A 12,328-nucleotide genomic window follows, 5' to 3' on the forward strand; every position below is an offset into this window, starting at 1 on the left:
AGGGCGCTAGAGCCCGAGCCTCTTGTTGCGTCGTTCCGGCGACCAGTCTTCGAGTTGCCGGTTCATTTCCGCGATGATTTCCGGCACAAATTCTGCGCAGGGGCGGTCCGTATAAGGGTGCATATAGGTGACAGAACGATACCAGGGCGGGTTGTTCTGCCCGAGATTCAAGACCGCCTCGTGCTGGCCGAAGCGAATGCTTGGAACATCCATAAGGCCGGCCATGTCCGCAACGCTGGTATTTGCTGAGACCACGAAGTCGCAACAGGCTGTCAGAGCGGCTGCACCAAGCAGATCGTCAAACAGGTCGATATCATCGTAGAAGACGAATTTATCCCCGAACTTCTCATTGAAGAAGGCGACCTCTTTGTCGACGGCCTTGTACTGCAAGTTGACGAAGATGGCATCCTTCGCTGCAATTACGGGTGCGATCCCGGGTGCGGAGAGGTAGTAGCGCGCCCTGTTCGGGGCAAGGTTCTTGGACCGCCAGGAGATGCCGATCACCGGTTTGTTCTCATACCCTTCAAGCCGTTCGAGGTAGGATCTGGCGCGTTCTTTCTCGAAGGAGAAAACGGGCCAGGGCGCCGTCTTGAACGACTCCAGGTCAGGGCGAAAGAAATCGACCATGTCGGTGATGTTGGCGTGCAGGTCGTAGTCGCAGATCGTTGCGTGCAGATCCTTGTCCATATGGGACTTTCGACAAAGGGTCTGCGGAAAGGAATATTGAAAAAAAGCTGCCCCTTTTTCCGACAACTCAACGATGACCTTGCCGGCCCGTTCGATCAATTCCGGCAACATTGTTCCGGCGCGTACCGCATCGCCGAGTCCCTGGTCCGTCCAGACCAGAACGGTCTTGTCAGAGATGTCCTCTCCTTGCCAGGCCGGCACATCGAATGTCCGGTCATGCACCTTGGCGCCCTTGTCTTCGAAACGGGCCTTGTGCAACGCCCAGCCGTTTTTCAGATCGCCATTGGACAGATAGGCGAGCGACAGGTTCCAGTCGACGGTCTTGTTATCTGCCGGCGCATACTTCTTGGCCAGTTTAAGGGTTTCGAGCGCCTCCTTGGTTTGCCGGTTCATGAGGTAGGAGACACCAAGCGTGATGGCCTTGTGGTGGTTTGTCGGATCGGATTTTAGGGATTTTTGAGCGTATTCGACGCTCTTGCGGGCCTCGTTCATGCTGAACAACAGGCGTGCGGCTTCGTGTTCGACTTCGCTGTTTCCCGGGAACCTTTCCAGCGCCTCCGACAATTCGTATTGCGACGGTTCGTATTGTTTCAGTTTCAGGCGAGCCCGGGCCCGCTGGATGAAGTTGTTGGGATTGTTCGGTTCCATCATCACGGCTTTCGTGAAGAAATTGACCGCGTGTTCCTCCTGTCCGGCATCCATCAGCAGCATGCCGAAATTCTGGTAGGCATCCACATAGTCCGGAAACTCGACGATGAGGCCCTGAAACAGGTATTCGGCCTCCTGGAACTCCCCTTTTTTTGTGAGGGCAATGCCCTTGATGTTGCGCGCTTCGCGCTCACTGGGCTTGAGCGACAGGGCCTTGTTGCTGAGCGCCAGTAATGTGTCAGCCTCCGCGCCGAGATCCATCATGGCGCGTGCGAGATTGGTATAGAACGACGCCTCGTTGGGATTGGCGGCAATGGCTCTCTGGATGAGTTCGATTGCGCGTTTCGGAAAGCCGAGCTGACGGTAGCTCACCCCGAGCAGGTTGAGGGCATCGGGATGGTTCGGCACTTTCTTGAGCACTTGCTGATAGCAGCGCTGCGCTTTTTCAAGCTCGCCAGCCTTTTGGTGAGTCACACCCTTGAGGAGCTTTTCAAGAACCTTTTTCTGAGGGGCGGTCTGAATGGCCATGGCATCTCTGCTTCTTGAAGAATCATGGACAAACCATAACAGGATGGTAGTGGATTGGCAGGCCGGTGCTGCAATCAGGCGTAATCGCCTGGGGATTTGCCTGCGGTTCGCCACCAATTCGGTTCCGGACCGCAAATTTGGAACAAACAGACAGGGGCAGCGCAAGACGGACACCCCGAAACCTGCTTGGCGGAGATGAGCGTGCAGTGGATCCTGCAGAAGTTCGAGGATACGGCAAAACTGTCTGAGGCACTCGACCGGCTCGGAGTATCCTATAGCTGGCACAAGGTCGTGCCGTTTGTCGGCGATCTTGAGCCGGAGCCGGTTGTTGCCGAACGCAACAATGTCGTGCTGTTCGGCTCCTACACGCTGTGGCGATACGCAGAGCGCATGGACTACCGGCCGGGGGTCTTCAGGTTGTCACCGTTTCTGCACCAGGCCTGTTGGCACCCTTACCTGCTGAACGGCCCTGATGCGTTGATCCTGCAGTTGAAAGACATCCCGAAACGTCTCGCCGGGGAGACGCGCGACTGGTTCCTGCGTCCGGTGGATGATGCCAAGCAGGAGCCGGGAAACGTCAAATCCTCCTCGGAAATCATCGCTCTCGCCGACCGGGTGCTCGCGCTTGACGAAGACGAGATCCCGATGGGCTCCTTGCGGCACGACACGGAACTGATGCTCACGCGTCCGGTGCGGATCCTGAAGGAATGGCGGCTCTGGGTGGTCGACAACCGGATCGTGACCTATTCGCTGTACAAAGAAGGCAGCCGGGTGGTCTATCGTCCAGAGATCGATCCAGAAGCATACGAATTCGCCCGTCAGATGGTCGCGCTTAATCCGTCATATGCTCAGGCTTATGTGCTGGACGTTTGCCTGACGGAAGACGGGCTGAAACTCCTGGAAACCAATTGCCTCAATGCAGCAGGGTTCTATGCCGCCGACTTGCAGAAGCTTGTTGTCGCGATCGAGGCCTTGCCTCCACATGGCGGCGGCCGGTAGAGGAGGCAAACTCCGGCTGATGATCCGAGCGCAACGGACCGGACGCGTGCGATGCCCTTGCAGCTTGCCGAAAATGTCGTGAGGAATGGTGGGCGATACTGGGATTGAACCAGTGACCCCTCCCGTGTGAAGGGAGTGCTCTCCCGCTGAGCTAATCGCCCTCGCAATCGCGTGGTGTGCGGCTGTCTAAGGGATGGGGTGCGACTTGGCAAGTCCTTTTTGTCAGGAACAAAAGAGACCTTCCCGAAAAGGCCTTAATTTGGGCGGACGATCCGCCAACACGTTTTTTTAGGAGACATTTGAATGCAATTCCGCACGTCCACAGCCCTTTTCCTGTGCCTGCTTGCCCCGACCGCAGGTCTTGCGGCCGACAACGGCCCGATCACCTCGATCACGCTGTCCTCCGGCGGGCTAGCCGAAATCGTGCGCAAGGCGGATATCGACAGTGCGGGTCTGATCAACATGACAGTGCCGCTCGATCAGGTGAACGACGTTCTGAAAAGCATTGTTGTCTTCGATGAGGCCGGCGTGGTTGAAGGCATCACCTTGCCCGGACCCAATCCGCTTGCCGAAACATTCAAGAACCTGCCCTTTTCGGTCGAGGATCTTCAATCACCGGCACGACTTCTGTCAGCACTGCAGGGCACCCGGGTGCGGCTGGACCGGGCCGGGTCGTCCGTCGAAGGTCTGGTGCTTGGCGTTTCCGCGCGTGATCAGGGCGACAAGGGGCAGGCTTTTGTGGTTTCGGTCCTCAGCGACGGGCGCATCACCGGGGTGGAGCTCCGCGCAGATACCGAGGTGTCGTTTCTCGATGAGGACATCAGCCAGAAGGTGGCCCGCGCCCTGAACGCCGTCGGCTCGGGCAAGGCGGACGGCGCGCGCAATGTCGCGCTCAAGGTGGCCGGCGAGGGGGCGCGGGAAGTTGCCGTTTCCTACGTTGTACCGGCACCGATCTGGAAAACCGCCTATCGCGTCGTGACGCTCGCCGATGACAAGGCCCGGCTGCAGGCCTGGGCGGTTCTGGAGAATGCCAGCGGCGAGGACTGGGACAATGTCGAAGTGACACTCTCCTCCGGCGCGCCGGTGACCCTGAAGCAGCGGTTGCATGACCTCTACTGGAAACAGCGCCGGGAAGTGCCCATCGATGTGTCCGAGGGCTATGTGCCGCCGACCGATACCGGCGCCGAACCGGTCTTCGACGTTGCAGAAAGCGAAGCGGTTCTGGAAAGCCGGTCCCAGATCGCCGCCTTTGCTGCACCTGCGGCCGCACCGCGCCCGGTCACCCGGAAGATGGCCGACGCCAATGTCGGCGAGGCGGTCGAGGGCGCCGTGACAGCCTCCTTCACCTTGCCCTGGAAAGTGTCGCTGGACAGCGGTGAGACGTTGTCCGCACCGATTGTCGACAAGGTGGTCTCCGCCGAAACCGTCTCCGTCTTCCAGCCGGAAAGCGGTCTGTCCCACCCCATCGCCGCCATCCTGATCAACAACGAGACCGAGACCAGCCTGCCCAAGGGCATTCTGACCGTCTATGACGAGACTGAAGGTTATGTCGGCGATGCTCAGATCAACGGCATGCCGTCAGGTGAAAGCCGGATGGCGAGTTTTGCAACCGACAAGAAGGTCCGGATCGCCCAGAGTGCAACCGGTGACAACCAGATCACCTCGATCAAGGTGGCCGACGGGGTGTTGACGGCCATCGTGCGCGAAACCTCGGTGACGCGCTATGCCATCAAGGGCGCGCCGGATGGCGATCGCACCGTGATCATCGAGCACGCCAAGCGCCCGGGCTGGAATTTCTCCTCGGACAATGAGATGGACAGCACGGTCAGCCATCACCGGCTCCGCGTTGACGTTGCCGAAGGTGTGACGGAATCGGTGGTCGCGCTGCAGGAGCGCACCTTGTCGGAAACCTATGCGCTGATCTCGACCGACGCCAACCGCCTGCTTTATCTCTCCCGCCGGTCGCCGGACAAGAAGGTTGCGGAAAAGCTGAAGGAGTTGTCGGACCTGCAGACCGAAATCGCGCAGATCGAGCAGCAGGTCCAGCAACTGCGGTACGACAAGGAGCAGGAGAGCCAGGACCAGGACCGTCACAGGGCCAATCTGGCCGCCACGCAGCCGGGCGCAGATCTTTACAAACGCGCGGTGCGCAAGCTGGAAGAGTCCGAGACCCGGATCGAGGACATCGAAACGGACATCAGTGCCCTGATGGAACGGCGGGAGGAAATCCGCGAAACGCTCGGCGACAAGATCAGGACGTTCTGACCAGGGCGGTCAGGTCGGCAACGGCACCGGCCAGCTCGTCAAAATGCGAAATCACCCTGTCCGGGCCAAGCTCCCGGATAGGCACCGGCGTATAGCCGAAATCGACCGCAATGACCGGAATGCCGGCGTTGCGGGCGGCATTGATGTCGGGGCCGCTGTCGCCGACCATGATGGACCCTTTGACACGGCCGCCGGCGCGTTCGATCGCCCCCAGAAGCGGCTCCGCATGCGGCTTTGCGGTCGGATAGGTGTCGCCGCCGACAACGGCATCGAAATGCCGGTCAAGGTTCAGTTTTTCAAGCAGCGGCAGGGTCAGCCGTTCGGCCTTGTTGGTGCAGACCGCCAGCTTCCAGCCGTCAGCGCGGAATCGCTCCATTGCGCGCACCACCCCGTCAAAGGGGCGCGTGTGCACCGTGCTGTTGTCTGCGTAATGTTCCAGAAAATGCTGGAACAGCGGTGCGATGGTCTCATCCGTCCAGGACACGTTGTTGTGGTCGAGGCCGCGCTGGATCAGCACCTTGGCGCCCATGCCCACCATATGAGCCACCTTGTCCTCGGGGATCGCGTCATGACCCGCATGTGTCATCACCACATTCAGCGTGGCGACAAGATCCTCCATGGACGACACCAGCGTGCCATCCAGATCAAAAACCAGGACAGACATGAGACCCTCGAGAGCGGTAAGAGACGAAGTCCTGACTAGCCGGAATGGAACTGGCCTGCAAGTCAAACAGGCCTTTCCCAGCTCACAACTTATACGCCGTCCGGAACCCGCCCCAGTGCCGGCCCTGCACGATGATCGGTGCGTCGACTTCCTTCATCCAGACGATATTTCCGCCGCCCATGTCGCGGGCGTAGGACTGGATCAGGAAGGGCCGGGTGTTGCGGGCAGCGCTGAGGCCCGCCCGGTCGTCGAAGATCCGCTTGTTGCGGCAGTTGGCGGCGTTGAAGGCCGGATCGTCCGGCTTTTGCGGTTTAGAATAGATCAGATTGTGCACCGGCAGGTAACCGTTGCGATCGACGGAGGCGCAAAAGGCCATGCCCTGGCAGTTGCCGAGAATGTCTTCCTGGATCTCTGGCAGAACCTTTTCCAGATGGGTCAGCGCCTTGGTGGCAACCTGAAGCGGGTTGGTTCCGGCAATGGGCCTGTAATCCGTGTCGAACAGGTCGTCCAGGCTGAGCTGGCGCCGGGCGATCAGATCTTCCATCACCGCGGAAATACGGGCCGCGCCCTGTTGCGCACGCTCCACTTCATTGGCGTGACTGGCGTGAATGGCGGCGATCTTGCGGTGGAGGGCTTCCTGGAACCGCTGGTCCGGATTTACGAAACTGCCGTGGCAACCGTGTTCGGTGACGGCGACAACCTTCAGGTCGACCCGGCCAACACCGGTTAACTCCAGCTTGACGGAACTGCCGGGCCTCAACTGTCCGTCTATGTCCGACCGGAACAGCGTGCCACCCTCCGAGATGTCATGTGTCTCCAGCCGCGCACTGAGCGATCCGGCGGTGACGTTGCCCGACAGTTTGACGGGGAGGCGGTCATGCTGACGGCGATCGCCAAACTCCGTCTGGCGGATCATCATGGTGAAACGCGACTGCAAGGCACCGGACGCTGCACTCATCTCTGCCCCGGTCTCACGTGCCAGGCGGCCGCCTTCCTCGGCGGTTTCGGCGGATGTCGTGATGGTCCTGGCCGTGCGAACCACTTGCTGGACGAATTCGGCCGTCTGCTGAGCGCGCTCGCCGATCTCGTTGGTCGTGTCCACCTGGGTCTGGACGGCATCCTCCACGGCGGCGAAACTCGGACGGATCTTGCCGATCACCTCGATGATCTGGGCAACCGAACCGATGTTCATTTCGGCGGAGGCGTTCAGGCGGTCGATATTGGCAACGATCTGTTCCGTGGCCGATTGGGTCTCGACCGAGAGCGCCTTGACCTCGCTGGCCACAACGGAGAACCCGCGGCCGGCCTCACCTGCGCGCGCTGCCTCAATGGTCGCGTTCAGGGCAAGCAGATTGGTCTGTTTGGCAATGTCGGAGATCATGCTGACGACATTGGCAATGTCGTCGATGGCATGTTTCAGTTCCAGAACCCCTTGGTTGACCTGTTCGGCAACGTCACGGGCATCCTGGGCGAGCTGGTTGGAAACGCCCACCTGCGTCCCGATTTCCGAACTTGAGGCGGTCAGTTCCTGGATCGAGGTTGCCAGGCCGGATGCGTTTTCCTCCGCCACGGCCGACTGATCTGCGAGTGACTGGCTGTCGCTTCGAATTGTCTCCAGCGTCTCCATCTGGTTGACGAGCCGGTCCTGGACCTTTTCCGCAGCGGAGTTGATTGTTTTGGCTGCGACCTGAAGATCATCTTCAAGGCTGTCCAGAACAAAACTCATCTGCTCGGCATCCGTGTTCCGGCTAACCTCGCCACTATGGCCACTGTCAATTACGTCAGTGGTAGTTAAATTATTGGCGGTGTTGTTGTTTTTATCTTCTCGCCGGGCTCCAAGTCGCAGGATATTCATGTGAAGAGGTGCTTTCTCAGCCGCAGACAATTTGAAGCATTATCGTGGCGCTATCTAAAATGATGGTTAATAAAGCGCCAATTACCGCGGCGTCGCCCGGTTTCCCCGATGAAGTGGGGAATGTCACTGGACCGGCAGTTACCGGCCATGTTAAGCACCCGGCGGCCTGAAAAGATCACTGGCTCGTGCAATCTGCAAAATGCGAGCGAAGGGACAAGGGATGAGCGACCAGTTCAAGAAACAAGCCGCCGAACGCGCGGCGGACGACGTGACCTCCGGCATGAAGCTGGGCATTGGCACAGGTTCGACAGCGGAGTTCTTCGTTCATGCGCTGGCAAGGCGTGTGGCGGATGGTCTTGACGTGATCGGTGTTCCAACGTCGGAAAGAACGCGGGAGCTCGCCGAAAGTCTCGGTATCCGGCTGACGACGCTGGAAGAGCTGCCTGAGCTGGACCTCACCGTTGACGGTGCAGATGAGTTGGATCCCCAACTTGCGCTGATCAAGGGCGGTGGCGGCGCTCTGTTGCGGGAAAAAATCGTCGCTGGTGCATCCGTGCAAATGATTGTCATTGCGGACGGCAGCAAGGAAGTCGCAACGCTCGGCAGGTTTCCACTGCCGATCGAGGTCGTTCCCTTCGGCCTGGAAACAACACGGCGCGCCATCCTTCAGGTTCTGGAAGACATGGAACTGCCTCTGGAGCTTGCCTTGAGGGGCGGCGCCGAGAGCCCCTTCCTGACAGATGGTGGCCATTACATTCTCGATGCCCATCTTCAACAGATAGCAGACCCCGGAACCCTGGCCGACCGGCTGGTTGCGATTCCAGGTGTGGTCGAGCACGGTCTTTTTCTGGAACTTGCAACAAAGGCTTACGTAGCCGGCACGGATGGGGTAAAGACCGTTCTGCCCATCTAAGCGATGTATTTGGCTTTCCCAACGACGACGAAAGCCGCCTAGGAGTAAAAACATGAAGCGTATCAAATCTTTCCCGCGGGCTGCAGTCATGGGCGCCATCATGATGACCGCCGGTTTCCTGACCACTGCTGCCATCGCTCAGGATGCGGTTTCCGAAAGTCATCTTGACGCGGCCAAGAAAGTTGCCGTTGCGACGAAGGTGCTGGAGCCGTTCGACGACATCCTGCCGATCCTGGCGGAGCAGACCCGGACGGCCTTCATCCAGTCGGACCCGACGCGCGCGGAAGAGATCGTCGAGGTAACGCAGGACGTTGCCCTGAAACTGGCAGCGAAACGGTCCGAGCTGAACAACCTGGTCTACAATGCCTGGGCACAGGCGTTCACCGAGGAAGAACTCATCCAGCTTGCCGAATTCTATAACACTGATCTCGGCAAGAAGCTGACCAACGCCATTCCCTCCGTAACCGGGTATTCCGTCGGTGCCGCGCGTGAATGGCAGGACAAGATCTCGACGGAAATGGTGACGATGGTTCAGGAAGAGCTCGCAAAGCGGAGCCAGGCGCAACAATGAAGCCGTGTCTCCGGCAGCTGCGCGACAGCTCCTGGACACACGACCTGCGCACGAACAAGTGAAGCCAGCCGCATTGTTGGCTTCAAGGGCCGCGAAAGCGGCCCAAATCATTTGGATACCGGGCTCACGTGAAGCCGTGTGAGCGGTTCGGATCTTTCCTGGGGCTTGCAAGTTGACGCCGGCATCTTATCTCGGTCGAACGGAAGGCGAGATATCGCTGCGGTTTTTTTGCACAAACGACGAATGGGGCGGCCATGACCGACTTTGATTATGATCTTTTTGTCATTGGTGGCGGCTCCGGCGGGGTGCGCGCCGCGCGGATTGCGGCAACACATGGAGCCAGGGTCGGGATTGCCGAAGAATATCGCTATGGCGGTACCTGTGTCATTCGTGGCTGCGTGCCCAAGAAGCTGTTTGTCTACGCTTCCAAGTTTTCCGAGGAGTTCGAGGACGCGGAAGGGTTTGGCTGGTCTGTGGGTGAGCGCAGTTTTGACTGGAACAGGCTGATTGCTGCCAAGGACCAGGAAATTACCCGCCTGGAAGGCATCTACCGGCGCAACCTGGAGAACACCAAGGTTGAGGCCCATGACAGCCGTGCGGTTCTGGAAGATGCCCACACGGTGCGCCTTCTGTCGACCGGGCAGACGATTACGGCCAAATACATCCTGGTGGCCGTCGGCGCATCTCCGAATGTCGATACGGCCCTGCCGGGTGTCGAACATGTCATCACGTCCAACGAGGCCTTCCACCTTGCCGAATTGCCCAACAAGGTTGTGGTCGCTGGCGGCGGCTACATCGCTGTCGAGTTTGCCGGCATTTTCAACGGGCTTGGTGTCGATACCACTCTGATCTATCGGGGCGAGGAAATTCTCCGCGGCTTTGATTGGGATCTGAGGACCACCGTTCGTCAGGAAATGGAGAAAAAGGGCATTCGGGTCATCCGTCAGGACACGTTCTCACGGATCGAGAAAAAAGCGGACGGTTCTGTGGTCGGTCACACCAAGGCAGGCCTGGCGCTGGAAGCGGACCAGATCATGTTTGCCATCGGGCGCAAACCGCATACCACCGATCTCGGTCTTGAAAAGGCCGGTGTCGAGATGGATGGTATCGGTGCGATCAAGGTCAGTGCGGATTCCAGAACCAACGTGCCCTCGGTCTACGCGGTTGGCGATGTAACCAACCGGGCCAACCTGACCCCGGTCGCGATCCGGGAGGGCCATGCCTTTGCCGACACCGTCTTCGGCAACAAGCCTTGGACCGTGGATCACAGTCTGATCGCAACGGCCGTTTTCTCGCAGCCTGAAATGGGGACGGTTGGCCTGACCCAGGAAGAAGCGCTGGAACGCACGCCGAACCTTGACATCTACAAGTCCAGCTTCCGCCCGATGAAGCACACCTTGTCCGGTCGCGACGAAAAGATGCTGATGAAGATGATTGTCGATGCCGACAGTCAGAAAGTGCTCGGGGTCCATGTGGTCGGACCCGACGCCGGTGAGCTGGCGCAGATCCTGGGCGTTACGCTTCAGATGGGAGCGACCAAGGCAGATTTCGACAGGACCATCGCCGTCCACCCGACGGCGGCTGAAGAGCTAGTCACAATGCGTGAGCCGACGGAGCGTTTGCGCGGGTAATCACATCGTGTCGCATGCCGACCCGGCTCGAGGGCCGGGCGGCGGCGCCGGACCTAGGCGGTTGCCTGGCGCGGGTGGAGGTCGTCCGGGTCGTCGGTCTTGTCGGGCATGTCGCCGTAACACGTGAACCGGTTGCGCCCCATCTTCTTGGAATGATAGAGGGCTGCGTCGGACCGGATAACCAGCTCTTCTGCGGTGTCGCCATCCTGTGGAGCCAGTGCGATGCCCACGCTGACGCCGATATGGGCCTCAGCGCCTTCGGGAAGGGGGATCGGCGTGCTGCCTGCAGCAATCATGGCCTTGCTCAGCGCCTCCAGATTGACCCTGTCCGTCGCGCCCCTGTAGATGACCATGAATTCGTCGCCGCCAATGCGGCAGACCAGGCCGGGCCGGCCGACCACCTTGCTCAGCCGGTCAGCCATGGTTTTGATGACGGCGTCGCCGGCGGCGTGGCCGTGTGTGTCATTGACGGCCTTGAACTTGTCGAGGTCACAGTGAATGACGGCAAAATGCTTTGCCGGCAGCTCCTTGACCGCATTTTCCAGAACCCGGTTAAACTGCAGCCGGTTGGCAAGGCCTGAGAGCGTGTCGTGTAGCGCCAGGTAGCGGTTCTGTCGCTCACTTGCCTGCAGTGAGGTCGTCAACTGACCGATCCGCCAGGCGATGCCGAAAGCCAGGGCGGCGAGTGCGACACTGAGCAAGGCAATGACCGGTATGATGGTTGGCCAGATGGATTCGCCCACCGTCTGGCTTTTCCAGGTGAACAGGCCGATGGGCGTTCCGCTGGCGTCTTCCACGACGTGACCCGGGTCGTCGTCGAGCGAACTGCTGCCGTCAATAAAACGAAAATCGGCGAAGTTGAGCTGGCCATTGAGCTGACGCAAAAGAAAGTCGTCAATGTAGTGAGCGGAAAGCAAGACGGTGGGGGGACCGTCCGGCAAGGTGACCTGAAACTCGTCTGGCATGACCGGCATCGCACCGAAGAGGGCCGGCTTGCCGTCTATTTTGACAAACCCCATGACTGCATATTCGCCTGGGTCGATACCTTGCAGGGATCGATGGCCGAAGCCGCCGGGAACCCGGACCCGGTTTTTCAGGAACAGCTGTTTCACGTCCTCCTGGATCAGCTGCAATTCCGGGATTTCAGCAATCGGGCGGGTGATGATGTGGGTGTAGTCCTCAAAAGACTCCGCGATGACGTTTCCGCTGCCGGAAATAAGCATCACCTTTGAGTGCCGGTAGGTGGACCACAGCGCGTCGAAGCTTTGCCGCGCGTAACTTGGATCGAAGCCCTTGACCAGCTTTTGAACGGATTCATCGGAGGACGCCACGGTGATCTGTTCTCGTACGATTGCCCTTAGGTGGTCGGCAACGGCGCTGCGGAACAGCCGTTCTTCGTTGGCGATGGCTTGCTGTCTCGAGGCATGTGAGGCCACTAATCCGACAAAGAGCAACGAGATGGAAGTCACGGCAATCAGCAGGCCAGCCAGAAGGAAGGCCAGTCGCGAGATTTGCTGCCGTGGGACCTTCACGGCCTGGTCGCTATATCTACGCCGGAACTCGGTCA

Annotated in this window: 9 protein-coding genes and 1 tRNA gene; 5 read left to right on the forward strand and 5 right to left on the reverse strand. The window is 59.5% G+C overall.

From position 1 onward, the window contains the following. Positions 1-6: 6 nt before the first annotated feature. The gene (locus ACO6TG_RS25875; RefSeq protein ID WP_422375832.1) at positions 7-1,863 is read right to left on the reverse strand and encodes a tetratricopeptide repeat protein; all 1,857 of its coding nucleotides are present in this window, start codon (positions 1,861-1,863) and stop codon (positions 7-9) included. A 201-nt stretch (positions 1,864-2,064) separates the two neighbouring features. Here ACO6TG_RS25875 and ACO6TG_RS25880 point away from each other — a divergent pair, with 201 nt between their 5' ends. Then, the gene (locus ACO6TG_RS25880; protein WP_422375833.1) at positions 2,065-2,862 is read left to right on the forward strand and encodes an ATP-grasp domain-containing protein; all 798 of its coding nucleotides are present in this window, start codon (positions 2,065-2,067) and stop codon (positions 2,860-2,862) included. Positions 2,863-2,948: 86 nt separating this feature from the next. On the opposite strand, the gene ACO6TG_RS25885 is transcribed toward ACO6TG_RS25880, so the two are convergent. After that, a tRNA-Val gene (locus ACO6TG_RS25885) sits at positions 2,949-3,023 on the reverse strand. 142 nt (positions 3,024-3,165) lie between these two features. Between ACO6TG_RS25885 and ACO6TG_RS25890 the strand changes: the two genes are divergently transcribed. Next, positions 3,166-5,127 carry a DUF4139 domain-containing protein gene (locus tag ACO6TG_RS25890; protein WP_422375834.1) on the forward strand — a complete coding sequence of 654 codons (1,962 nt, stop codon included), beginning with the start codon at positions 3,166-3,168 and terminating at the stop codon, positions 5,125-5,127. On the opposite strand, the gene gph is transcribed toward ACO6TG_RS25890, so the two are convergent. Then, positions 5,114-5,791: a phosphoglycolate phosphatase gene (gph, locus tag ACO6TG_RS25895; protein WP_422375835.1), complete on the reverse strand. Its 678-nt coding sequence runs from the start codon at positions 5,789-5,791 to the stop codon at positions 5,114-5,116. The two genes, ACO6TG_RS25890 and gph, sit on opposite strands and share 14 nt — an antisense overlap. 82 nt (positions 5,792-5,873) lie before the next feature. Then, a complete protein-coding gene (locus ACO6TG_RS25900; RefSeq protein WP_422375836.1) occupies positions 5,874-7,517 on the reverse strand; it encodes a methyl-accepting chemotaxis protein in 1,644 nt (547 codons plus the stop codon). Between the two features lie 349 nt (positions 7,518-7,866). On the opposite strand from ACO6TG_RS25900, the gene rpiA reads away from it, so the two are divergent. From rpiA to gor, 3 genes are all read left to right on the forward strand, one after another. Continuing rightward, positions 7,867-8,559: a ribose-5-phosphate isomerase RpiA gene (gene rpiA, locus ACO6TG_RS25905; RefSeq protein WP_422375837.1), complete on the forward strand. Its 693-nt coding sequence runs from the start codon at positions 7,867-7,869 to the stop codon at positions 8,557-8,559. A 52-nt stretch (positions 8,560-8,611) separates the two neighbouring features. Then, a complete protein-coding gene (locus ACO6TG_RS25910; protein WP_422375838.1) occupies positions 8,612-9,130 on the forward strand; it encodes a DUF2059 domain-containing protein in 519 nt (172 codons plus the stop codon). 254 nt (positions 9,131-9,384) lie between these two features. After that, on the forward strand, positions 9,385-10,761 hold the full coding sequence (gene gor / locus ACO6TG_RS25915; protein WP_422375839.1) for a glutathione-disulfide reductase: 1,377 nt from the start codon (positions 9,385-9,387) through the stop codon (positions 10,759-10,761). Between the two features lie 53 nt (positions 10,762-10,814). On the opposite strand, the gene ACO6TG_RS25920 is transcribed toward gor, so the two are convergent. Further along, positions 10,815-12,293 carry a diguanylate cyclase domain-containing protein gene (locus tag ACO6TG_RS25920; RefSeq protein WP_422375840.1) on the reverse strand — a complete coding sequence of 493 codons (1,479 nt, stop codon included), beginning with the start codon at positions 12,291-12,293 and terminating at the stop codon, positions 10,815-10,817. Positions 12,294-12,328 lie beyond the last annotated feature (35 nt).

The organism is Roseibium sp., from assembly GCF_965233565.1.
In the GTDB taxonomy this organism is placed as follows: Bacteria; Pseudomonadota; Alphaproteobacteria; order Rhizobiales; family Stappiaceae; genus Roseibium.